Source organism: Providencia rettgeri, assembly GCF_013702265.1.
Classification (GTDB): domain Bacteria; phylum Pseudomonadota; class Gammaproteobacteria; order Enterobacterales; family Enterobacteriaceae; genus Providencia; species Providencia zhijiangensis.
Window position 1 is genome coordinate 3,266,897 of the sequence record NZ_CP059348.1, and the last position, 23,640, is coordinate 3,290,536.

General features: G+C 45.0%; 18 protein-coding genes and 1 riboswitch. Of the genes, 12 read left to right on the forward strand and 6 right to left on the reverse strand.

Features of this window, described 5'->3' with window-relative positions; genetic code table 11:
* Nucleotides 1-88 precede the first annotated feature (88 nt).
* The 4 genes from H0913_RS14990 to rppH form a co-directional block, all read right to left on the reverse strand.
* Complete coding sequence (locus H0913_RS14990; RefSeq protein ID WP_154603369.1) at nt 89-940, reverse strand: thymidylate synthase; 852 nt, start codon at nt 938-940, stop codon at nt 89-91.
* Nucleotides 941-1,131: 191 nt separating this feature from the next.
* Entirely contained in the window at nt 1,132-2,028 is an 897-nt protein-coding gene (gene lgt, locus H0913_RS14995; RefSeq protein WP_154603370.1) for a prolipoprotein diacylglyceryl transferase, read from the reverse strand.
* Between the two features lie 100 nt (nt 2,029-2,128).
* Nucleotides 2,129-4,375 carry a phosphoenolpyruvate--protein phosphotransferase gene (gene ptsP, locus H0913_RS15000; RefSeq protein WP_154638755.1) on the reverse strand — a complete coding sequence of 749 codons (2,247 nt, stop codon included), beginning with the start codon at nt 4,373-4,375 and terminating at the stop codon, nt 2,129-2,131.
* A 4-nt stretch (nt 4,376-4,379) separates the two neighbouring features.
* Nucleotides 4,380-4,913: an RNA pyrophosphohydrolase gene (gene rppH, locus H0913_RS15005; RefSeq protein ID WP_006659219.1), complete on the reverse strand. Its 534-nt coding sequence runs from the start codon at nt 4,911-4,913 to the stop codon at nt 4,380-4,382.
* Between the two features lie 113 nt (nt 4,914-5,026).
* Nucleotides 5,027-5,118, forward strand: a riboswitch (TPP riboswitch).
* 62 nt (nt 5,119-5,180) lie between these two features.
* On the opposite strand from rppH, the gene thiB reads away from it, so the two are divergent.
* The 6 genes from thiB (at nt 5,181) to rluA (ending at nt 15,024) form a co-directional block, all read left to right on the forward strand.
* Nucleotides 5,181-6,185 carry a thiamine ABC transporter substrate binding subunit gene (thiB, locus tag H0913_RS15010; protein WP_154603372.1) on the forward strand — a complete coding sequence of 335 codons (1,005 nt, stop codon included), beginning with the start codon at nt 5,181-5,183 and terminating at the stop codon, nt 6,183-6,185.
* Nucleotides 6,161-7,765 carry a thiamine/thiamine pyrophosphate ABC transporter permease ThiP gene (gene thiP, locus H0913_RS15015; RefSeq protein ID WP_154603534.1) on the forward strand — a complete coding sequence of 535 codons (1,605 nt, stop codon included), beginning with the start codon at nt 6,161-6,163 and terminating at the stop codon, nt 7,763-7,765. Before thiB ends, thiP begins: the two co-directional genes overlap by 25 nt.
* Nucleotides 7,758-8,456 (forward strand): thiamine ABC transporter ATP-binding protein ThiQ, encoded by a 699-nt coding sequence (gene thiQ, locus H0913_RS15020; protein ID WP_154603373.1) that lies wholly within the window; start codon nt 7,758-7,760, stop codon nt 8,454-8,456. Before thiP ends, thiQ begins: the two co-directional genes overlap by 8 nt.
* 75 nt (nt 8,457-8,531) lie before the next feature.
* Complete coding sequence (locus H0913_RS15025; protein WP_181477527.1) at nt 8,532-10,883, forward strand: DNA polymerase II; 2,352 nt, start codon at nt 8,532-8,534, stop codon at nt 10,881-10,883.
* Between the two features lie 334 nt (nt 10,884-11,217).
* Complete coding sequence (gene rapA, locus H0913_RS15030; protein ID WP_181477528.1) at nt 11,218-14,124, forward strand: RNA polymerase-associated protein RapA; 2,907 nt, start codon at nt 11,218-11,220, stop codon at nt 14,122-14,124.
* Between the two features lie 249 nt (nt 14,125-14,373).
* The gene (rluA, locus tag H0913_RS15035; RefSeq protein ID WP_154603376.1) at nt 14,374-15,024 is read left to right on the forward strand and encodes a bifunctional tRNA pseudouridine(32) synthase/23S rRNA pseudouridine(746) synthase RluA; all 651 of its coding nucleotides are present in this window, start codon (nt 14,374-14,376) and stop codon (nt 15,022-15,024) included.
* 53 nt (nt 15,025-15,077) lie between these two features.
* Here the strand turns inward: rluA and djlA are convergent, their stop codons facing one another.
* Nucleotides 15,078-15,893, reverse strand: a complete 816-nt coding sequence (djlA, locus tag H0913_RS15040) for a co-chaperone DjlA (protein WP_181477529.1) — start codon at nt 15,891-15,893, stop codon at nt 15,078-15,080.
* A gap of 204 nt (nt 15,894-16,097) precedes the next feature.
* On the opposite strand from djlA, the gene lptD reads away from it, so the two are divergent.
* The 6 genes from lptD to apaH all read left to right on the forward strand — a co-directional run bounded on the left by lptD (nt 16,098) and on the right by apaH (nt 22,863).
* Nucleotides 16,098-18,467, forward strand: coding sequence for an LPS assembly protein LptD (gene lptD, locus H0913_RS15045; RefSeq protein WP_181478811.1), 2,370 nt, complete (start codon nt 16,098-16,100; stop codon nt 18,465-18,467).
* A 68-nt stretch (nt 18,468-18,535) separates the two neighbouring features.
* Nucleotides 18,536-19,858: a peptidylprolyl isomerase SurA gene (gene surA, locus H0913_RS15050; RefSeq protein ID WP_036956295.1), complete on the forward strand. Its 1,323-nt coding sequence runs from the start codon at nt 18,536-18,538 to the stop codon at nt 19,856-19,858.
* On the forward strand, nt 19,839-20,831 hold the full coding sequence (pdxA, locus tag H0913_RS15055; protein WP_154603378.1) for a 4-hydroxythreonine-4-phosphate dehydrogenase PdxA: 993 nt from the start codon (nt 19,839-19,841) through the stop codon (nt 20,829-20,831). Before surA ends, pdxA begins: the two co-directional genes overlap by 20 nt.
* Complete coding sequence (gene rsmA, locus H0913_RS15060) at nt 20,828-21,637, forward strand: 16S rRNA (adenine(1518)-N(6)/adenine(1519)-N(6))-dimethyltransferase RsmA (RefSeq protein ID WP_036956293.1); 810 nt, start codon at nt 20,828-20,830, stop codon at nt 21,635-21,637. The genes pdxA and rsmA overlap by 4 nt, the downstream gene beginning before the upstream one ends.
* Before the next feature lie 18 nt (nt 21,638-21,655).
* Complete coding sequence (apaG, locus tag H0913_RS15065) at nt 21,656-22,033, forward strand: Co2+/Mg2+ efflux protein ApaG (protein ID WP_036956291.1); 378 nt, start codon at nt 21,656-21,658, stop codon at nt 22,031-22,033.
* Between the two features lie 2 nt (nt 22,034-22,035).
* Nucleotides 22,036-22,863, forward strand: a complete 828-nt coding sequence (gene apaH, locus H0913_RS15070; protein WP_154603379.1) for a bis(5'-nucleosyl)-tetraphosphatase (symmetrical) ApaH — start codon at nt 22,036-22,038, stop codon at nt 22,861-22,863.
* An 80-nt stretch (nt 22,864-22,943) separates the two neighbouring features.
* Here the strand turns inward: apaH and folA are convergent, their stop codons facing one another.
* Nucleotides 22,944-23,438: a type 3 dihydrofolate reductase gene (gene folA / locus H0913_RS15075; RefSeq protein ID WP_036956287.1), complete on the reverse strand. Its 495-nt coding sequence runs from the start codon at nt 23,436-23,438 to the stop codon at nt 22,944-22,946.
* Between the last annotated feature and the right edge of the window lie 202 nt (nt 23,439-23,640).

Genomic DNA, 23,640 nt, shown 5'->3' on the forward strand with positions numbered 1-23,640 from the left:
AGCTGTAAAGATAATAAAAAATAAAGGCATAAACCGTATTATTTACAGGGTATATGCGTATCTATGCCTTTATATCAATCCACCCGCATTAGACCGTAAATGGATATTTTATGGCTTCGTGGCACTGATAATCGTCTAAGGTGAAATCATCAGTTGTTACCCACGTTTCAAGATCTTCCAATGATTTAATTGCAGGGTTAATCGTTAAGCTTGGAGATGGGTATGGTTCACGTTTTAATTGAACATCACGCATTAAAGGCAGTTGATTTTCATAAATATGTGCATTCACAATTTTATGATAAGCCTTACCTGCTTTATGACCCGTAATACGCGCCATTAAAGCCAGTAAAACAAAGCATTGGACCTGATTGAAGTTGAGGCCAAGAGGCACATCGCAGCTACGTTGATAAGAGGTTAAATGCAGCGTATCGCCAAGTAGTGAAAACGTATGGGTGTGCATACAAGGACGTAAGCAGCCCATTTCGAACTCTCCGGGGTTATAGAAAGTCACGATTTCGGCGCGGTCATCAATACCGTTTTTCAGGTTATTAACCACTTTCTTTAATTGGTCAAGATGAGAGCCATCAGGACGCTGCCATGATCGGCCTTGGACGCCATAAACGCGCCCCATATCATCTTCACCTTTACGATGCGGGTTATCTAACCATGCTTGGTTTTCATTAGCATTGGCATTCCAAGTGTTACAACCAATTTCACGGAACTGCGCTGCATTATCATAGCCACGTAAGTACCCTAATAACTCGGCAATAGCGGCTTTATAAAAGCTTTTGCGCGTTGTAATTAAAGGAAATTGATTGTTGCCCACATCATATTCGAGATCGGCATTAATCACGGTTAAACAGCGGACACCAGTGCGCTTATTTTCAACCCATTGACCTTCATCGATAATACGTTGGCATAACTCAAGATACGGCTTCATAGTGGCTCTCTTACTCCGAAATACAGGCGGTTTGTGCTATCGAATATCCCTCAATAACACAAACCGAAAATGACTTAATTTACTGCTTATTAACGTGATTTACTGTCTGCGTTATTTGCTGTCTACGTTATTTACTGCCTACGTGACTAGCTATATACGCTACTTGCTATCTGCGCTATTTTTTATCAACGCTACTTACTATCAACGCTTTTAGCAGGCTTATGGGCAGGGATATTTTTACCGTATTTGTAAGCCCAGATAATCATCAATACACCGATAATAATCATCGGAATCGAGAGGATTTGCCCCATACTGATGCCACCGAATAAACCTAACTGCGCATCTGGCTGTCTGAAGAATTCAACGATAATACGGAATGCCCCATAACCGATAAGGAACAGACCCGATACGCTACCCATTGGACGAGGTTTACGTACAAATAAATTCAATATCAGGAATAAAACGATACCTTCTAAAACCATTTCATACAGCTGGGATGGGTGTCTTGGCAATACACCGTACTGCTCGAGAATAGGCAACAGAGACGGATCTTGTGCCGCAAGTTGGATATCTTCACTTCTTGAGTGAGGAAATAAAAACGCCCATGGTGTATCTAGGGTAACGCGACCCCATAACTCGCCATTAATAAAGTTACCGATACGCCCCATTCCAAGACCAAAAGGAATCAAAGGTGCAACAAAATCAGAAACTTGTAAGAAACGGCGTTTCGTGCGATAGGCAAACCACATCATGGCACAGATAACCCCAATCAAACCGCCATGGAAGGACATCCCGCCATCCCATACCTTGAACAGATACAGAGGGTCATCTAAGAAAACAGGCAAGTTATAGAAGAAAACATAGCCAAGTCGTCCACCCACAAATACACCGACAAAGCCAATGTACAACAAGTTCTCGACTTCATTTTTTGTCCAACCGCTGTTTGGCTTAGAGGCGCGACGCCCTGCTAGCCATAGCGCAAAAACGAATCCGACAAGGTACATAAAACCATACCAGTGCAAAGAGACTGGGCCAATCGAGAACATTACGGGATCAATTTCCGGAAATGCTAAGTAGCTGTTACTCATCGTTCCCCACTTTAAAATAATTGAGTCAAAAATTATGCCGCATAATAACACGAGGTTATTGTCCGCATATAATTACATATTAATAACATAGAAGATCAAACTAGATCCCGCCACGCACAAAACCACCAAGTCCATTTCTTTCCATAAACTCGCTGATCTTATGCCGGACATTTTCGCTGGTTTCTGCACTGAGCAAATCAGGTACTAACTCAGCCATCAATTGAGGATCAAGCTGACGAATTAAATATTTCATGCGAGGAACACTGCGCCCACTCATACTCAAACTACGATAACCCAATGCAATCAGCACCATAGCGCTTAATGGTTGCCCCGCCATTTCACCGCACACACTAATCGGCAAACCTATACGCTGACATTCCATATGTACCATGGATAGAAAACGCACCACCGCAGGGTGCAGATTATCATAGAGCGCCGCCACATGAGTGTTATTACGGTCGACGGCGAGTAAATATTGTGTAAAGTCGTTGGTACCTATCGAAATAAAATCAACTCGCTGCTTTAACTCTGGCAGTAAAAACAGGAGTGAAGGTACTTCCAACATCACGCCAATTGGAGGTAAATTAATCGATTTTCCGAGTTGTTGACTCACTTCATTTCTGGCGCGATTAATCAGCCCGATAGCTTCATCCACTTCATTAATGCTAGTGATCATCGGCAATAAAATACGTAAATTGCCCGTATCTTGGTTAGCTCTCAGCATAGAGCGCAGTTGGATCAAAAATATTTCAGGTTGATCCAGCATCACGCGGATCCCGCGCCACCCTAAGCAAGGATTTTCCTCGCTGATCGGCATATAAGGCAGTTGCTTGTCTGCGCCGATATCTAAAGTTCTTAATACCACAGGTTTCGTTGCAAAAAGTTGCAGTACATCCCGATATAACTGCTTCTGTTCATCCTCAGATGGGAAACCGTTGTGCAGCATAAATGGCAGTTCGGTTCGGTAGAGTCCAACACCATCCACCCCATCATGAATTTGCTGTTCATAGCGAGGGCTCAATCCGGCATTTAGGCAAATATCCACATGCTCACCGTTTTTGAGTACTGCATCTTGAGAAAGTGTGCCTTCCGCTAATCTGCTAAGCACATTTTCTTCTTCAATAATTTGCTGGTATTCCTGAGCGATGAAGTTTTCCGGCTCAATAAACACTTCGCCACGATAACCATCCAAAATCAGATGGCGATTATGTAATAAAGAAGGCTCAATATCCGCCCCCATAATCGCGGGGATCCCCATCGCTCGGATCAAAATCGCAGAGTGAGAGTGCGTTGCACCATCGCGCACAATCACACCCGCTAATTGTTCAAGTGGTAATTCTGCAAGAACGCTCGCACTTAGCTCATCAGCCACTAAGATAAAACGGTCTGGCCATTGGCTGGTTGGTGTCAGTGAATCATCGAGATGAAATAATAAGCGCTGCCCTAAGGTACGAAGGTCGGAGCCGCGCTCTCTTAAATAGAGGTCACGTAAACGTGAGAATTGCAAAGCGTAATCTTCGATGACGGTTTTCACCGCCCACTCAGCCACCGCGCCTTGATTGATCGCCGTAAATAACCGCTTTTTCAGTTGGGGATCATTAAGTAAGTGGTTATATAGGTCGAAAATAGCCGCGCTTTCTTTCGATGAACTCGCCATAAACCGCTTACTAATACGACGAAATTCTGCTGCCGCACTTTCCAGCGCTATCACCAAGCGTTGACGCTCTTCATCAATATTTAATGTGGTCGCTTGATACACATTCTCTAAAGAAGGTTGAGAGGTATCTTGCCAACCATAAGCCATCGAAATTCCTTGAGAAACAGGAATAGCTTTGAGACGGTTTTGGCGATATTGACCGAAAATACCTTTTGTTTGCGCTTGGGATAATATCACCGCTAACTGCATCGATAGCGTGACCATAAAGGACTCTTCGGTTTCGCTGAATAACCGTTTTTCTCGCTGTTGAACCACCAGCACGCCCAGCAATTGGCGTCGATAAACGACAGGCACGCCGAGAAAGGCTTTGAGCTGCTCTTCTTTGAGTTGGGGAAGATATTTGAATTGCGGGTGTTCGCGAATATCGGCAAGGTTCAACATTTCCGATTGCCGACCGACAGCGCCAACAACCCCTTCATCGAATCCTAAACGAATAGCAATCCCGCTAGGCTTTTTCAGCCCGCGGGTTGCCATTAGGTAATAACATTGGCGAGGATGATCGGCTAAGTAAATCGAGCACACATCAGTGCGCATCGCTTTGCACGTCTCGTTGACCAAAACTTCAAGAGCTTGAGTGAGACTGGTCGCCATCGCGACCTTTTCGACAATGTCACGTAAACGCGTCAACATAGGCTTACTTAACTCCGCGCCTACGATTATTAAAAACAGGTCGTTGTGGTAATTTCTGTTCCTGCAAAGGCATAACTACGGGAGCGAATTCCTTCATCACACGGCGATAAACTTCGCGCTTAAAAGAGACCACTTGCCTAACAGGATACCAATAACTGACCCACCGCCAGCCGTCAAATTCTGGCGATTTACTGCGCTGCACGTTTATATCGGCGTCATTACATTGGAGTTGAAGTAAAAACCAACGTTGTTTCTGTCCAATACAAACAGGTTTTGTATCCCAACGCACCAAACGCTTAGGTAATTTGTAGCGTAACCAATTACGGGTAGATGCAAGTAACCTTACATCTTTACGCTGTAGTCCGACTTCCTCGTATAACTCACGATACATCGCTTGTTCTGGCGACTCCCCCGGGTTAATCCCACCTTGAGGAAATTGCCAAGAATGCTGACCATAACGGCGAGCCCATAAGACTTGACCTTGCCGATTACAAATTACAATTCCTACATTCGGGCGGTAGCCATCATCATCGATCACTAGACTACCTCAATAACCAAATTTGAAAGATGCCTAATTGTTTCACACATACCCAAACTGGTAAACCTATATCAATACAGTTTGCAGATATGTCTGAAGTAATTACAATAGTCTGCGTCTCAACGGGGTGCCATTTGGGCTGAGAAATAACCCGTAGAACCTGATCCGGCTAATACCGGCGTAGGGATTTGAGCTACCGCCTACAAATTATTGTATCGGTCCCTCCTCAAATCCTGTGTTTTTTTTATGATTTACGCAGGAATTAAAATGACTAAAAATAAACTCTTTACCTCACTCATTGCTTTAACCACCTTAAGTTTCGCTGCATTCGCCTCTGCCGAAAAACCAACGTTGACGGTGTATACCTATGATTCCTTTGCTGCGGAATGGGGCCCAGGCCCGCAAATCAAAAAGAATTTCGAAGCACAATGCGAATGTGAGTTAAAACTGGTTTCTCTAGGGGATGGTGTTGCACTACTGAATCGCCTACGTATGGAAGGGGAAAAAAGCAAAGCCGACATTATCTTAGGGTTAGATAACAACTTACTCGACTCCGCAGAAAAAACCGGCTTATTTGCCCCTGCAGATATCAAAACGGATGCGCTTAAATTACCTATCGAATGGACAAGCAAAACATTCATTCCTTATGATTATGGTTATTTCGCCTTTATCTATGACACCAATAAAATCAAGCAACCGCCAAAAAGTATGGACGAACTGCTTGATAGCAAAAATAATTGGAAAATCATTTACCAAGATCCACGCACCAGCACCCCAGGTTTAGGGTTGATGTTGTGGATTGAGAAAATCTACGGCGATAAATCGGCTGATGCATGGAAGAAAATGGCAGCCAAAACACTGACCGTGACCAAAGGTTGGAGTGAATCCTATGGGCTGTTCTTAAAAGGTGAAGGAGATTTTGTCCTGAGCTACACCTCTTCGCCGGGTTACCAAATTTTAAATGATAAGAAAGACAACTACGCAGCGGCGCTGTTCGATGAAGGGCATTATATGCAAGTCGAAGTGGCGGCAAGATTGAAACATAGCCCGCAGCCAGAGCTGGCAAAACAGTTCTTACAGTTTATGTTAACTCCTGAATTCCAAGGCACATTACCAACTACTAACTGGATGTATCCGGTTATCGATATGCCGTTGCCTGAAGTGTATAACGTGCTACCACTGCCTGCTAAATCCCTGCAATTTAGTGCGGCGGAAGTGGCTAAAGAACGTCAAACATGGACGCGTTTATGGCAAACCGCCGTCAGTCGTTAATCAATTTAACCTTATTACCGGGGGCAATAGCCTCCGGTCTTTTAATCGTCGTTGCCCTTCTCGCTTTTGGGGCGCTGTGGTTTTTCGCACCTGAAATTTCCCTCAGCGAGATAATCGACGACGATTATTTATGGCATGTCATCGGCTTTACGTTTTGGCAGGCATTGCTTTCCGCTATTTTCTCCATTATTCCCGCTATTTTTCTTGCAAGAGCTCTGTATCGCCGACGATTCTGGGGAAGAACACTATTGCTCCGCTTGTGTGCAATGACCTTAGTCTTGCCGGTTCTCGTCGCTGTTTTCGGTATTTTGTCGGTATATGGACAAACTGGATGGCTAGCAAAGTTGTGCCTATGGCTCGGTGTTGACTATCAGTTTTCCCCTTATGGTCTGCGTGGCATTTTATTAGCACATATCTTTTTCAATATGCCGCTCGCCACTCGAATGCTATTGCAATCCCTTGAAAATATTGCAATTGAGCAGCGCCAAAGTGCCGCTCAACTTGGGTTTAATGAGTGGCAGCAATTTACCATTCTAGAGTGGCCTTATTTACGCCGTCAGATGTTGCCAACAGGCGCGCTGATTTTCATGCTGTGCTTTGCCAGCTTTGCGACGGTACTGGCTCTGGGCGGCGGCCCTGCCGCGACCACTATCGAACTCGCAATTTACCAAGCGCTGAGTTACGACTTTGATTTAGGGCGTGCCACACTACTTGCGTTGATTCAACTGGGATGTTGCGTAGGATTAATGCTTATTTGCCAACGTATTAACCATGCTTTTTCCGTTGGGTTTAGCCACCAAACATCGTGGTTTGATCCTGCTGACAATCTATTTCGCCGTCTACGTGACTGGCTGGTGATCGCCGCAGCTATTTTACTATTAATTCCGCCGTTATTAGCAGTTATTGTTGATGGGCTCAACGGCCAATTACTGGATGTTTTACAGCAACCTGCGTTATGGCAAGCCACGTCCACCTCGCTGTTTATTGCACTCTGTGCGGGAGTTCTGTGTGTGATCCTCACGCTAATGCTGCTGTGGAGTAGCCGTGAACTGCGTTTAAGAAATGCATTAAAACTTGGACAAGCTATTGAGCTAAGCGGGCTGATTATTCTGGCGATGCCGGGCATTGTGCTGGCGACAGGCTTTTTTATCTTTTTCAATGAAACCATTGGAATACCCGAAACACCTTATCCGTTGGTGATCATGACTAACGCCTTACTTGCGATCCCTTACGCGCTCAAAGTGCTGGATAACCCAATGCGAGATCTGGCTCAACGCTATAACCCGTTATGCCAATCACTCGAAATTACCGGTTTTAACCGATTTAAAATCATTGAATTGCGTGCATTACGCAAACCTATCGCCCAAGCTTTGGCATTCGCTTGTGTGATTTCAATTGGGGATTTTGGCGTGGTCGCCTTGTTTGGTAATGAAGAGTTCCGCACCTTGCCTTACTATCTTTATCAGCAAATTGGGGCTTATCGAACCAATGACGGCGCGGTTACCGCGATGTTATTGCTGTTACTCTGTTTCTGCCTGTTTAGCCTGCTCGAACGCCTATCGGGGAAAACTCATGATTGAATTACAAAATCTGGATTATCAATACGATAACCTAAATATGCATTTTGATATTGTGGTAACTTCGGGGGAACGAGTTGCCGTAATGGGTCCTAGTGGCGCAGGCAAAAGCACGCTGCTCAGCCTAATCAGTGGGTTTCAATTTCCTCGCAGCGGCACTATCACCTTAAATGGTGAAAATCATACATTTACACCTCCAGCTAAGCGCCCTGTGTCCATGTTATTTCAAGAAAATAACCTGTTTGCTCATCTGACGGTTAGGCAGAACATTGGATTAGGTTTACAACCGAGCTTACGTTTGAGTGCATCACAAATGGCTGACGTCGAACAAATGGCACAGCAGGTTAGTTTAACCGACTGTTTAGACCGAACACCGGCGCAATTATCCGGTGGGCAGCGTCAACGAGCCGCGCTCGCCCGCTGTTTAATTCGTAACCAACCGATTTTATTGTTGGATGAGCCATTTTCTGCTCTCGACCCTGCATTACGCAGCGAAATGCTGCAATTGCTCAATGACGTTTGCGTGAGTAAATCCATCACGTTATTAATGGTCTCCCATAGTATTGAAGACTCACTACAAATCGCCCCTCGCAGCTTAGTGGTTGCCGATGGCGCGATTGTGTATGACGGCGATACTGAAACACTGTTACAAGGCAAAACCGACGCTTCTGCATTATTGGGCATTTCTAATTAGCTCGATAAATAATACTGTATAAATTCCCACTACTCGCGTATATTAATTTGCAGATTATTTACGCGAGTTTCCTTTATGCCTCAGTCAAACCCCCCCACTGAAAAAGGCTTTATTCTTAGCCGCCATTGGCGAGACACCCGATACGGTGTCGAGGTAAGCTATTGGTTACTTACGGATAATCAGCCGCAAAAAGTTATTGTTCCCTATCAGCAAGCGGTCGGTTTTTTACCTGAATCCAAGTTTCCGCTCGTACGCCATTTAATTGAAGGGCAAGCCGATATCAGTTATCGCGCCGTTGAACTGCGGGATTTTAAACGCGAAAAAGTCTATGCCATCTATTGCCAGCAATATCGTCAATTACAAAATCTGGATAAAAACTGCCAAGCGCTAGGTGTTGAGCTGCTGGAAACCGATATTCGCCCTTGTGAGCGTTATTTAATGGAGCGCTTTATTACCGCACCCGTGTGGTTTTCTCGCAATCATCAGGGGAAATATCAACTCAAACCCTGTGAAGGTTATCGCCCGACACTGCGCGCCGTTTCCCTCGATATTGAAACTAGCCAACATGGAGAGCTTTACTCGATTGGATTGTCTGGCTGCGGTGATAATGTGGTGTTTATGCTTGGCCCCGAACAAGGCCCAGCTCTGAATGACCAACATCGACTCGTATATGCCACGAGCCGCCCTCAATTACTTGAAAGACTGAACGAATGGCTGCAACAGTACGATCCCGATGCCATCATCGGCTGGAACCTGATCCAGTTTGATTTGCAAGTCTTACAAAAGCATGCGGAGCGCTATGGCATCCCTCTGTTACTCGGTCGGCAAGGGAAAAAACTCGAATGGCGAGAACACGGTTTTAAGCAAGGCGTCTTTTTTGCCTCTGCTGAAGGTCGCTTAATTATCGATGGTATTGATGCGTTAAAATCGGCAACGTGGAGTTTTAGTTCATTCAGTTTGGAATCCGTTGCTCAGCAGCTACTTGGGGAAGGGAAAGCCATCGATACTCCTTATGATCGCATGGATGAAATTAATCGCCGCTTTGCTCACGATAAACCCGCCCTCGCCCATTACAATATTCAAGACTGTATTTTGGTGCATCGCATCTTTGAAAAAACCGATTTAATGGCGTTCTTGCAAGAGCGTTCGTCGGTGACAGGATTAGCAGCCGATCGCATGGGGGGCTCTGTGGCCGCCTTTTCCCATTTATATATTCCTCGGCTACACCGTTTAGGGTTTGTTGCCCCCACACTCTCAGAGCAAAAATTTCAGCTTAACCCCGGCGGATTCGTGATGGATTCACAGCCCGGTTTGTATGACTCCGTTTTGGTGCTTGATTACAAAAGCCTGTATCCCTCTATTATTCGCACCTTTTTAATAGACCCTGCAGGCATGATTGAAGGGCTTGCACACCCAGAATCTGAACACTCTGTTGAAGGGTTTCGCGGTGCTTGGTTTTCCCGTACGACCCATTGCTTACCAGATATTGTTAGCCACATTTGGCAAGGCCGTGATAAAGCCAAACAGCAAAAAAATGCCCCGCTTTCTCAAGCCCTCAAAATTATTATGAATGCTTTTGCGGGGGTCTTGGGTGCCGATGGATGCCGCTTTTTTGATCCACGATTAACCGCGTCAATTACCATGCGCGGTCATGAAATTATGCGAATTACCAAACAATTGATTGAATCCCAAGGGTATCAGGTGATTTATGGAGATACTGACTCCACTTTTGTTTGGCTGCGAGATCCCCATACCGATGAACAAGCCCAAAAAGTGGGTTATCAACTGCGTGACCATGTGAATAATTGGTGGAAACAGCATCTTAAAGAAGAGTGGCAACTTGATGGCGTGCTCGAACTTGAGTATGAAACCCATTATCGGCGCTTTTTGATGCCAACAATTAGAGGCACAGACCAAGGTAGTAAAAAACGCTATGCGGGTTTAAGCCAAGATACGATGGTTTTTAAGGGATTAGAAACTATTCGCTCTGACTGGACGCCCCTCGCACAAAACTTCCAAAAAGAGCTGTATACGCGCATTTTTTATCGCCAGCCTTATCGGGAATTTATTCGTGACTATATTCATGCCATTCGTTCAGGAGAATATGACGATCGCTTGATTTACCGCAAGCGGCTACGGCGTAAATTGTCAGATTATCAACGTAATGTGCCGCCTCATGTGCGCGCTGCCCGTCAAGCCGATGAATATAATTTGAAATTACAGCGCCCTTTGCAGTATCAAAATGGCGGGTGGATCAGCTATCTCATTACTCAGGCAGGCCCTGAACCCTTAGAGACCGTGACCGCGAAACCTGACTATGAGCACTATATTCTTAAGCAAATCAAACCTATCGCCGATGGAATTCTGCCATTTCTGCAAGATGATTTTGACGCCATTTTGACAGGGCAAATTAATCTTTTGTTTTAAAGCCTAACGAACAGCGAGAATTGTACAATTCTTATTACAATTGCCGCATTTTTAACAGGTGACGATAAGCGAATGTTGAATTAATATAACGCCCCTTTGATATCTCGACCTGTTATACGCACAGCTTGGCGAGAAAATCGGCTATACTCATCATAATTCGAGCAACGCGACTCGAAAGAGAAAAGAGCTATAATTGCCAAACGGCAAAACGATTAAAAAAATTTCGCATCACCCTTGGTATATAACCGTTATATCAACACTGGGCAAAGACACCGGTTAGTTGTCTTAAACATCTAAAAATAAACAATCAAAATTATGGAATTAAATTAAACCTATGCCATTTACTCTTGGTCAACGCTGGATCAGCGACACAGAAAGCGAACTTGGGTTAGGCGCCGTCGTGGCTATTGATGCCCGTATGGTGACGTTGCTTTTCCCTGCCACTGGGGAAAATCGACTGTACTCACGTAGTGATGCCCCAATTACCCGAGTGATGTTCAACGAAGGTGATACCATCACCAGTCACGAAGGTTGGCAGCTACAAGTTGAAAGTATTCAAGAAGATAAAGGGTTATTGACCTACACAGGAACGCGTTTAGACACCCAAGAAGCGGATGTCAGCCTGAGAGAAGTGTTCCTTGATAGCAAGCTAACGTTTAATAAGCCACAAGATAGACTGTTCGCCGGTCAAATCGATCGTATGGATCGTTTTGCTCTGCGTTTTCGCGCACGTAAATTCCAAAGCGAACAAGTTAAACACCAATCTACGGGTCTGCGTGGTATCCGCGCGAGTTTGATCCCGCACCAATTGCATATTGCTAACGAAGTCGGTAAGCGTCACAACCCCCGAGTTTTACTGGCGGATGAAGTGGGCTTAGGGAAAACCATCGAAGCGGGTATGATAATCCATCAACAACTGATGGCTGGGCGTGCTGAGCGTGTACTGGTTATTGTCCCTGATAGCTTACAGCATCAATGGCTGGTGGAAATGCTGCGCCGCTTTAACCTGCGCTTTTCCCTGTTTGATGATAGCCGCTACAGCGAAGCCCAACACGACAGCGATAACCCATTTGAAACAGAGCAATTAGTTCTGTGTTCTCTGGATTTTGTTCGTCGTAATAAACAGCGTTTTGACCAACTCGTTGAAGCGGGTTGGGATATGATGGTGGTCGATGAAGCTCACCACCTGCAATGGAGCGAAACTGCCCCAAGCCGTGAGTATCAAGTGATTGAAACCTTAGCAGAGCACGTTCCTTCTGTTTTACTGCTAACGGCAACACCGGAGCAATTAGGTCAAGAGAGCCACTTTGCGCGTTTGCGCCTCCTCGACCCTAGCCGCTTCCATGACTACCAAGAGTTCTTAGCCGAGCAAGAAAATTATCGCCCTGTCGCCGATGCAGTTTCACTGCTACTTTCTGGTGATAAGCTGACAAATGATCAGCAAAACCTGCTCAACGAGCTTATCAAAGAACAAGATATTGAACCGTTATTAAAAGCTGCAAATCTTGAAGGTGATGATAGCCAAGCCGCTCGCCAAGAACTGATCCATATGCTGATGGACAGACACGGTACTAGCCGCCTGTTATTTAGAAACACCCGTAATGGTGTCAAAGGCTTCCCACGCCGTGAATTGCATTCTTTAAAAATGCCACTACCAACTCAATACCAAACGGCAATCAAAGTCGCTGGCATTATGGGCACGAAAAAGGATGTGGAAACTCGCGCGAAAGAGATGCTGTATCCAGAACAAATCTACCAAGAATTTGAAGGCGAAAACGCCACTTGGTGGAACTTCGACCCACGTGTTGAATGGCTAATGGGCTTCTTAACTGCGAATCGCCACGAAAAAGTACTGGTTATCTGTGCCAAAGCCGCCACAGCACTGCAGCTTGAGCAAGTTCTGCGTGAGCGTGAAGGGATCCGAGCGGCGGTATTCCACGAAGGTCTATCCCTGCTAGAACGTGACCGCGCGGCAGCTTATTTCGCTTCACAAGAAGAAGGTGCACAAGTTTTACTGTGCTCTGAAATTGGTTCAGAAGGCCGTAACTTCCAGTTTGCTAACCAATTAGTGATGTTTGACCTGCCATTCAACCCTGACCTGCTTGAGCAGCGTATTGGTCGTTTGGATCGTATTGGTCAAAGCCGCGATATCGTGATCAACGTGCCTTACTTGGAAAACACCGCACAAGCTGTGTTGATCCGTTGGTACCATGAAGGTTTAGATGCTTTCGAGCATACTTGCCCTACCGGTCGTACCATTTACGATAAATATTACCAACAACTGCTGCAATTTATGGCTGAGCCAACCATCACTGACGGGTTTGATGAATTTATTAAAACCTGCCGCGAAGAGCACGATGCACTCAAAGCACAGCTAGAGCAAGGTCGTGACCGTTTGCTGGAAATGCACTCAAATGGCGGTGAAGCAGGTAATAAATTAGCCGAAGAGATTGGTGAAGGTGATAACGAAACCGAGCTGGTTAACTTTGCATTGAACCTGTTTGATATTGTTGGGATCAACCAAGAAGATAAGAGCGATAACTTAATTATCCTCACGCCATCCGACCATATGTTAGTGCCTGACTTCCCAGGGTTACCGCAAGATGGCTGCACTATCACTTTTGACCGTGAACAAGCACTTTCCCGCGAAGATACGCAGTTTATTAGCTGGGAACATCCGATTATTCGCAACGGTTTAGATTTAGTGTTATCCGGCGATACGGGTAGCTGTGCGGTTTCTGTTTTGAAAAACAAAGCGTTGCCAGTGGGTACCTTGTTGACCGAACTGGTTTACGTGGTAGAAGCGCAAGCGCCGAAACAGCTGCAAATCAGCCGTTTCTTACCGGCGACTCCAGTTCGCTTATTAATTGATTTAAAAGGCAATAACCTCTCTTCACAAGTGGAGTTTGAGAGTTTTAACCGCCAATTAAATGCCATCAACCGTCATATGGCGAGCAAGTTGGTCAATGCGGTACAAAACGAGGTGCATTCTGTATTACGCCTCTCTGAGCCGATGGTCGAGAAAGAAGCGAAATCCATTATTGAGAATGCTAAAGAAGCGGCTGATAAAGCCCTGACTCTGGAGCTGTCTCGCTTGGAAGCGCTAAAAGCGGTTAACCCAAATATCCGTGATGAAGAACTCGATATTATCGAGGAAGAGCGTCGCCAATTGATGACCAATATCGACCAAGCTTCATGGCGCCTCGACGCTATCCGCTTAGTGGTTGTCACGCATCAGTAGAGAATGTAGCTCGGCACTAGCGGTGCTGGCTAAGAGCAGCCAACACCGCTACAGCGTGAAGAATCAAGGATAAAAAGTAGATATTTATAGTTTGGCTTTTGACTTTATATCTCTATTATTAGCCAAAATTATTCGCGTTGTAGCTAGGCGGCAAACGCCAGCTATCCCTAGGAGCATACACAAGTATGTGACTAGGGTAGCTAAGAGCAGCCAACACCGCTACAGCGTGAAGAATGAAGGATAAAAGAAATGTTACCCTACAACCCGCCAACAGAACCATGGCTACACATACTCTACCAAGATGAGCATATTATTGTAGTCAACAAACCTAGCGGCTTACTCTCCGTGCCAGGAAAAGCCCCAGAGCACCATGACAGCATCATGAGCCGCATTCAGCGGGATCACCCTGCAGCGGAGTCTGTTCACCGTTTAGATATGGCAACTAGTGGTGTTATGGTGGTGGCTCTGCATAAAGCGGCTGAGCGTGAACTTAAGCGTCAGTTTAGAGAGCGTGAGCCGAAAAAACATTATGTTGCTCGCGTGTGGGGTCATTTGGAAAAACCAGAGGGTTTGGTGGATTTGCCACTGATTTGTGACTGGCCGAATCGACCTAAGCAGAAAGTCTGTTTTGAAACGGGGAAATCGGCGCAAACCGAATACCAAGTTTTAGAATATGAAGAGCAGGCAACGCGAGTCAAACTTTCGCCAATTACGGGACGGTCTCATCAGCTACGTGTGCATATGCTTGCGTTAGGGCACCCTATTCTTGGTGACAGATTTTATGCCCATGAAGAAGCTTTAGCATTAGCGCCGCGTTTGCAGTTACATGCTCAAGAGCTGTATATCACTCACCCAGAGTATGGCACGCCAATGCATTTTACTTGCCCGCCCGATTTTTAATCTTATTGAAGCGCTTAGGCGATTTAAGCGCTTCAATTATTTAAAAGCTTAAGTTATTTAAAACCCTTCTCTTTTTTAACAAGATCATAAGCTGCCTGAATTGACTGCGCTTTTTGCTTGGCAATTTCCATCATTTCTGGCGGTAACCCTTTCGCAACGAGCTTATCTGGGTGATGTTCGCTCATCAGTTTACGGTACGCTCGCTTAATTTTCGTTGGGTCATCATCCACAGAAACCCCGAGCACCTTACAAGCATCTTCCAGCGTAGGGCCATTATTTTGTTGATAATAGCCCCCTGACTGCTGCTGGGAATAACCATGACCAAACTGGCGACCGCTTTGGATCATATCCAAGAATTGCTCAAACTGAATTTTGGAGATACCCAGCTCTTCCGCAATGATAAATAGCACTTTTCTTTCGTTAGGATGTAAGGTTCCATCCGCGAAAGCCGCTTGCAATTGAATTTCCAGAAACATCTGAACAAGGTCAAAACGACCATAACAAGCCATACGTAATTGTTTAAGAACATCACGCAGTGGAAAGTCTGGGGATTTTCCTTCTCTAAAGGCTTGTTGGGCGGCTTTGCGAGTTTCTCCGTGCAGTTGCATTCTGTCCATTAGGTTCGATGCTAACTGGATATCAATCTCGGTGACACGCCCTTTTGACTTGGTTAAATGCCCTAATATTTGAAAGGTACTTGCGAAGAAAATAATTTGTCTATCGCGCTTATTGAAGGCGCCAGCGAACTTACGTTGAGCCGAAGCCTTATCAAAACCGTGCCCAATCAGTAAGCCGGCTAATGCTCCCCAAAACCCTAAACCGGAGACAATAGCGAGTATCACCCCAATAATTTTACCCCAATAGTGCATATATCCCTCAATTCTTCAATGCTCAGAATGCAATTTTGCATTATCATACTATCCATTCTGCTTTTGTGCATAACGATAAAGAGCCTAACAAGTTGCTAACCACGTTTACGCCAGTTTTGATATTATACTGGCGAAAACGGATTGGCTAAGATAGTCTTTGAGCGTTTGCCGACTGTGCCCATTTGACGGACTCCCTATTTAATGATGAAGAAAAGTTATCCCACAATAATCGCCACCATGGTATGGGCGGCTATTTATAGCCAGCAAGCACATGCTGATCTTGCAGCACAATGTATGCTTGGAGTGCCTGTTTATGACAAACCTATTATCTCTGGTGATCCAAATAGCTTACCGATTGAAATTCAAGCTGACGATGTCACAGGGGAATACCCTAATTTTGTCGAATATACTGGTAACGTTGATATTCAGCAGGGCAACCAGACTCTCACAGCAGATAACGTTAAACTGACACAAACCCAAAAAGAGGGTGAAGAACCGGTTCGTGAAGTGACGGCGACGGGGAATGTTCATTACGATGACCCTCAAATTATCCTGAAAGGCCCTTCAGCGTGGTCAAACTTAGATAATAAAAATACTGACGTTGATGACGGTAACTACATGATGGTAGGTCGTCAAGGGCGTGGTGATGCGAAAAAAATGAAAATGCGAGGTGAAAACCGCTATTCCATTATGGAAAACGGGACTTTCACCAGTTGCTTACCAGGCAGTAATACATGGAGCGTTGCAGGCTCTGAAGTGATTATTGACCGCGAAGAAGAAGTCGCAGAAATTTGGCATGCTCGTTTCCGTATCGCAGATGTGCCTGTGTTCTATAGCCCATATATGCAGTTACCAATTGGTAGCAAACGCCGTTCTGGTTTCTTAATCCCAATGGGAAGCTATTCCAACAATGACGGGTTAGAGTTCACGCTGCCGTATTACTGGAACATCGCGCCAAATTACGATGCGACGATTACGCCACAATTTATGACCCACCGAGGCGTTAAATTAAATAACGAATTCCGTTATTTAATCACACCAGGTACGGGCACCATGGCATTCGACTTTATTAATCACGACCGCGCTTATATCAAAGACAAAGAGAATGAAAAACGTGATGCCCGTGACAGTGATGACCGTTGGTTATTCTACTGGCGCCATTCAGGGACCTTTGCTCAACACTGGAACTTTGGTGCCGACTACACCAAGGTAAGTGATCCCCAATACTTTACTGACTTTAGCTCTCAGTACGGTAGCACCACTGATGGTTATGCCACGCAGAAATTTAACGTCGGTTATTCTGATACCAATTGGAACATGAAAGTGTCCCACAAACAGTTCCAAATCTTTGTGGATAACCCAAACAAGCGAGCTTATAAAGCTGAGCCACAAATCGATTTCAACTATTACCAAAATAACGTCGGTATGTTGGATTTCCATACCTATGCACAAGCGGCTCGTTTTACCAGCGTAGGTGAAAATAACCCAGATGCGACCCGTTTGCATATTGAGCCAGAAGTCAGTATGCCTCTGTCTAACGGTTGGGCGCAAATGAACAACAGCATTAAGCTGATGGCGACGCATTACGACCAAGATATTCCTGATGTAAAACAAAATAGCGGCTTAGAAAAAAATGTCACCCGTGTGCTGCCAATGTTTAAGAGCGATGCGAAAGTGGTATTTGAACGCGACTTATTCCAAGGCAGTGATTTTGTCCAAACATTAGAACCGCGAGTCCAGTATCTATATATTCCGTATAAAGATCAGGACAATATCAATAACTACGACTCCTCATTATTACAGTCTGACTATACAGGTTTGTTCCGCGACCGTATTTACAGTGGTTTAGACCGTATCGCTTCTGCTAACCAATTCACAACCGGTTTAACCACCCGTATTTATGATGAAAACTTAGCTGAGCGCTTCAATTTCTCCGTCGGACAGATTTACTATTTTGAACGCCCTCGTGCGGGTAACTCAAACCTGAAAATCGATGATAAGAGTGATACAGGCTCATTAATGTGGGCAACCGATGCCATGTGGCACATTGATGAAAACTGGGGTGTTCGCGGTGGCTTACAATATGACCGTCGTCTGGGTAGTGTCACCATGGGGAATGCGGTTACCGAATATCGCTTTGATGCCGATAGACTGATTCAGCTGAATTACCGTTTTGTTGACCGTGACTATATTCAAGCAACGTTCCGCCGTGAAGATACTGCGGGTGGTTATACCTACACATTACCAGAGTACCAACAAGGTATTTCACAAGTAGGTACCGTGGTGAGCTGGCCATTAAGTGATAATTGGGGCTTTGTCGGCTCTTATTATTACGATACAAAACAGCAACAATCCGCCAGCCAACTTGTCGGATTACAATACAATGCCTGCTGCTGGGCGGTAAATTTAGGGTATGAACGTAAGATTGTGGGTTGGCAAAAAGAGAAGTTCAACAGCGAATATGACAATAAATGGTCTATCAACGTGGAACTTAGAGGCCTAAATAACAATCATAGTTTAGGTAGTCAGGAGATGTTGAAACAAGGTATTATTCCTTATCAACGTGCTTTCTGATAACAAACAACATAACGATCACGATTAGCCCGCATATGCGGAATAAAAGTCAATTTTATAGGACCATTATGAAGAATTGGAGAACGCTTATTCTGGGACTGATGTTCGCAAGCTCTGCAAGTTTAGCTGCGCCACAGCAAATGGATAAAGTGGCTGCGGTTGTCAACAACGGAGTTGTACTTGAAAGCGACGTCCAGAATATGATCAATACAGTGAAGTTGAATGCACGTAATGCAAATCAACAAGTTCCTGATGATCAAACCCTGCGCCAGCAAATCATCGACCGTTTGGTTATGGATAACATCATGTTGCAGATGGCTAACCAAATGCAGATTAATATCCCTGAAGAAGCCGTGAATGCAACTATTGCGGATATTGCTCGCCAAAACAATTTAACCTTACCGCAGATGGAAAAACGTCTGACTGCGGATGGCATCAATATGGGTAAATACCGCAGCGAAATCCGTAAGGAAATGCTGTTAGCGGAAGTGCGTAACAACGAAGTTCGCCGCCGTATCACCATTTTGCCTCAAGAAGTTGATGCATTAGCTGAGCAAATGGATTCTCAAATGAACGCCCAGAAAGGCGTAAATTTAAGTCACATTCTGATCCCTCTGCCAGAGAACCCAACGCCTGAACAGTTATCAAAAGCAGAATCGTTAGTTGATAAAATCTTAACTGACCTGAAAAAAGGCTCTGATTTCGGTAAATTAGCGATTGCTTATTCTGCTGACCCTCAAGCACTGAAAGGCGGAAACATGGGTTGGTCACGTCTGCAAGAGCTGCCAGTAGTCTTTTCTGACCAACTGAAAAACTCGAAGAAAGGCGATATCGTTGGTCCAATTCGTTCCGGTGTAGGCTTCCATATTTTACGTGTTAATGACGTCACTGGTGATACTCACCAGCCAATTTCCGTCACCGAAGTGAAAGCGCGTCATATCTTACTGAAATCATCACCAATTATGGATGATGCAACAGCAAGACAAAAACTGACTCAACTGGCTCAAGAGATCCGTAACGGCAGAATTTCATTTGAAGAAGCGGCTAAAGAGAACTCCGAAGACCCAGGTAGTGCATTAAAAGGTGGGGAATTAGGCTGGAATATGCCTGATGTTTACGATCCTGCATTCCGTGATGCACTGATGAAACTGAAAAAAGGTGAAATCAGCCAACCTGTACCTTCAAGTTTCGGCTGGCACTTAATTCAGTTAGAAGATACTCGCAGTGTCGATAAAACCGATGCCGCGAAGAAAGATCAAGCGTACCGTTTACTGTTCAATCGTAAGTTTAACGAAGAAGCGCAGACTTGGATGCAAGAACAACGCGCTGCAGCTTATGTGAATATCGTGGATGGTCGCCAAAGCCAATCTAATGATGAACAAGCAAAATAAGCCAATCGTCATCACCCCCGGTGAACCTGCCGGGGTAGGTCCAGATCTTCTGATCCAACTTGCTCAGCAGGCATGGCCTGCCGAGCTTGTGGCTTGCGCAGATCCAGACCTACTTCTTCAACGCGCTAAAACACTCAATTTACCATTAACCTTACGTGGATATGATGCAAAACAGCCACAGACTTCTGTCGCTGGACAATTGTCGATTGTTCCCGTTTCACTGAGTGTACCGGCAGAAGCTGGAAAACTCGACGTTCGTAATGGTGAATATGTTACCGAAACTTTAGCGCGCGCTTGTGATGGCTGTTTGAATGGTGAGTTTTCTGCCATCGTAACGGGGCCTGTTCACAAAGGCATTATTAATGACGCGGGTATTCCATTTAGTGGACATACCGAATTTTTCGCAGATAGAAGCCACTGCGACCGCGTTGTGATGATGCTCGCCACACAAGAATTACGTGTCGCTTTAGCGACTACGCACCTGCCGCTAAAAGATGTCTCCGAGGCAATTACCCAACAAAGCTTGCATGAAGTGATCACCATTTTACATCATGACTTACAAACCAAGTTTGGTATTGAAAACCCGCACATTTATGTTTGTGGGCTTAACCCTCATGCCGGAGAAGGCGGACATATGGGAATGGAAGAGATTGAAACCATCATTCCAGCCCTAGAAATCTTGCGTAAACAAGGCATTACCTTAATCGGTCCTTTACCCGCAGACACGCTTTTCCAACCCAAATATTTAACTGATGCAGACGCCGTATTAGCGATGTATCACGATCAGGGGCTACCTGTGTTAAAATATCAAGGTTTTGGCAGAGCGGTAAATATTACTCTTGGTCTGCCATTTATCCGTACTTCCGTCGATCACGGCACAGCGCTTGAATTAGCAGGTACGGGTCAAGCCGATGCGGGCAGCTTCATCACCGCATTGAAATTAGCTATCCAAATGACACAAAAGAATTCATGAATAATCGAGTCCATCAGGGGCACCTTGCCCGCAAACGTTTCGGGCAGAACTTTTTAACTGACCAATTTATTATCGACAGTATTGTAGATGCAATGCACCCACAACCAGGACAAGCCATTGTAGAAATTGGTCCGGGTCTTGGTGCATTAACTGAACCTGTTGGTAGCCGCATGGATAAAATGACGGTTGTCGAACTTGACCGCGACCTTGCCGCTCGTCTGCACGTCCATCCACAACTGAAAGACAAACTGACCATCATCCAGCAAGATGCGATGACCGTAGATTTTGGTGAACTGGCGAAACAAGCTGGACAGCCAATACGCGTATTTGGTAATTTGCCTTATAACATCTCAACACCGTTGATGTTCCACCTCTTTACATTCACCAACCAAATTTCCGACATGAATTTCATGTTGCAAAAAGAAGTGGTTAATCGATTAGTAGCAGGCCCAGGAAGCAAAGCTTTCGGTCGTTTAAGCGTAATGGCGCAATATTACTGCAATGTTGTTCCTGTGCTTGAAGTCCCACCTACCGCCTTTGCGCCACCACCAAAAGTGGACTCAGCGGTAGTAAGATTGATCCCTCACAAGGAAAATCCATACCCAGTGAAGGATATTAAAGTATTGAGCCGTATTACGACTCAAGCATTTAATCAACGTCGTAAAACTATCCGCAATAGTCTTGGGGATTTATTCAGCGTTGAGCAGTTAACCGAACTGGGTATCGACCCAGGAACGCGCGCTGAAAATATCTCCGTTGAGCACTATTGTAAGATGGCAAACTATCTGTGTAATTTATCGGAATAGAGAATCTGAGGAGGCACTATGCTGAATGATCCCAATGTGAGCATCCAAGTTCAAAGTGTCTACATAGAAAGCCAATCCCAGCCCGACATTGCCCGTTTTGTCTTTGCGTATACTATTTGTATCCGCAATTTAGGGCGAATTCCTATACAGCTAATGAGCCGTTACTGGCTCATTACCAATAGTGATGGCCGTAAAACTGAAGTGCAAGGTGAAGGTGTGGTTGGTGAACAACCCGTAATCCTACCGGGCAAAGAATATCGCTATACCAGTGGTGCAATATTAGAAACGCCAATGGGTACGATGGAAGGCTATTACGTTATGCTGAGCGATCAAGGAAATCACTTTCATGTTGATATTCCTGCATTTCGTCTCGCAATCCCAACACTGATTAATTAATTATGTCCACATATATTGTAGGTGATATACACGGTTGTTATCGTGAGCTGCGAGAGCTTCTCGATAGCGTGAATTTCGATCCACAGCAAGATACATTGTGGCTAACGGGTGACCTTGTTGCTCGTGGGCCCGATTCATTGCAAGTCTTACGCTATGTGAAAAGTTTAGGCTCAGCAGCACGCCTAGTGTTAGGCAACCACGACCTACATTTGATTGGCATCTACTGCAAAATCAGTCGCAATAAGCCTAAAGACCATCTTGATGAGCTACTCAATGCGCCCGATATCGATGAGTTAATCAACTGGTTACGTCGCCAACCACTTTTACAAGTCGATGAAGAGCAAAAAATGGTCATGACCCATGCTGGTATTACGCCGCAGTGGGATCTTGAAACCGCAAAAATGTGCGCTCGCGAAGTGGAAGCCGTGCTTTCTAGCGATGCATATCCGCTGTTTATTGACTCTATGTATGGAGACATGCCAAACAATTGGTCTGAAAGTTTGATGGGACTGGCGCGTTTGCGCTACAGCACCAATGCCCTCACCCGCCTGCGTTATTGTTTTCCAAATGGGCAACTGGATATGATCTGCAAAGAGAGCCCAGCTAAAGCGCCTGCGCCACTGAAGCCATGGTTTTCTCTACCAAGTCAATTCCCTGAAGATTACGCTATTTTCTTTGGCCATTGGGCATCACTGGAAGGAAAATTTACACCAGAACATGTGTATGCAATGGATACAGGCTGCTGCTGGGGAGGGGATTTAACGCTGCTTCACTGGGAAACTAAAACATTCCATAGACAGAAATCTCACCAAAAACGTCGCAAAGAGTGAGTGTTTTATCTAGAAACCAGAATAATAGATAGCAAAATGGCACCTAACAGTGCCATTTTTGTTGACTAGACCAACGACGGTTAAACGCGACGAGTCAGAACTTCAATGCAGAAACCATGGCTATTCGCTTCGTCTGCTTCATGATATTCAGTGAAAATAGAGTCCCATTCATCAGGCTCGTAAGCAGGGAAATGGGTATCCCCAATCACTTCAGCATCCACGTGAGTCAAATAGAGTTTATTCGCCATTGGCAGGAATTGTTGGTAAACCTTACCACCACCAATCACCATAATCTCATCAGCACCTTCAACTGCCTTCGCGGCCTCTAATGCTTCTTCAACTGATTTAACCCAGATAACGCCAGTTTCTGTGCCTGCTTGACTGCTCAAAACAATGTTGACACGCTGCGGTAAAGGACGACCTAACGCTTCATAAGTCACGCGTCCCATAATCACAGGTTTATTCAATGTTTGACGCTTAAACCACGCCAAATCACCTGGTAAATTCCAAGGCATCGCATTTTCCATGCCGATAACCTGATCGAACGCCATTGCTGCGATTAAGCTAATATTCATCTAACCACCTTAGAAACGAAATATAAAAATTGTGCACACTATACGGAAACAGACATACTTCGTCGACTAAATTTAATCTTCCTTAAATACCACTCAATCCCTTATACTCGAACGACTCAAGTCAATGCACTAAACGATGTTTACAACGCTTTTAGTCCCTTATTACTCAGTTTAGTTCAACCTAAAATAAAGAGATTACATT

Excerpts from the sequence above, each read along its gene's own strand:
- H0913_RS14990 (WP_154603369.1), bottom strand. The coding sequence starts at position 940 with ATGAAGCCGTATCTTGAGTTATGCCAACGTATTATCGATGAAGGTCAA.
- lgt (WP_154603370.1), bottom strand. The coding sequence starts at position 2,028 with ATGAGTAACAGCTACTTAGCATTTCCGGAAATTGATCCCGTAATGTTC.
- ptsP (WP_154638755.1), bottom strand. The coding sequence starts at position 4,375 with ATGTTGACGCGTTTACGTGACATTGTCGAAAAGGTCGCGATGGCGACC.
- thiB (WP_154603372.1), top strand. The coding sequence starts at position 5,181 with ATGACTAAAAATAAACTCTTTACCTCACTCATTGCTTTAACCACCTTA.
- thiP (WP_154603534.1), top strand. The coding sequence starts at position 6,161 with ATGGCAAACCGCCGTCAGTCGTTAATCAATTTAACCTTATTACCGGGG.
- thiQ (WP_154603373.1), top strand. The coding sequence starts at position 7,758 with ATGATTGAATTACAAAATCTGGATTATCAATACGATAACCTAAATATG.
- H0913_RS15025 (WP_181477527.1), top strand. The coding sequence starts at position 8,532 with ATGCCTCAGTCAAACCCCCCCACTGAAAAAGGCTTTATTCTTAGCCGC.
- rapA (WP_181477528.1), top strand. The coding sequence starts at position 11,218 with ATGCCATTTACTCTTGGTCAACGCTGGATCAGCGACACAGAAAGCGAA.
- rluA (WP_154603376.1), top strand. The coding sequence starts at position 14,374 with ATGTTACCCTACAACCCGCCAACAGAACCATGGCTACACATACTCTAC.
- djlA (WP_181477529.1), bottom strand. The coding sequence starts at position 15,893 with ATGCACTATTGGGGTAAAATTATTGGGGTGATACTCGCTATTGTCTCC.
- lptD (WP_181478811.1), top strand. The coding sequence starts at position 16,098 with ATGAAGAAAAGTTATCCCACAATAATCGCCACCATGGTATGGGCGGCT.
- surA (WP_036956295.1), top strand. The coding sequence starts at position 18,536 with ATGAAGAATTGGAGAACGCTTATTCTGGGACTGATGTTCGCAAGCTCT.
- pdxA (WP_154603378.1), top strand. The coding sequence starts at position 19,839 with ATGATGAACAAGCAAAATAAGCCAATCGTCATCACCCCCGGTGAACCT.
- rsmA (WP_036956293.1), top strand. The coding sequence starts at position 20,828 with ATGAATAATCGAGTCCATCAGGGGCACCTTGCCCGCAAACGTTTCGGG.
- apaG (WP_036956291.1), top strand. The coding sequence starts at position 21,656 with ATGCTGAATGATCCCAATGTGAGCATCCAAGTTCAAAGTGTCTACATA.
- apaH (WP_154603379.1), top strand. The coding sequence starts at position 22,036 with ATGTCCACATATATTGTAGGTGATATACACGGTTGTTATCGTGAGCTG.
- folA (WP_036956287.1), bottom strand. The coding sequence starts at position 23,438 with ATGAATATTAGCTTAATCGCAGCAATGGCGTTCGATCAGGTTATCGGC.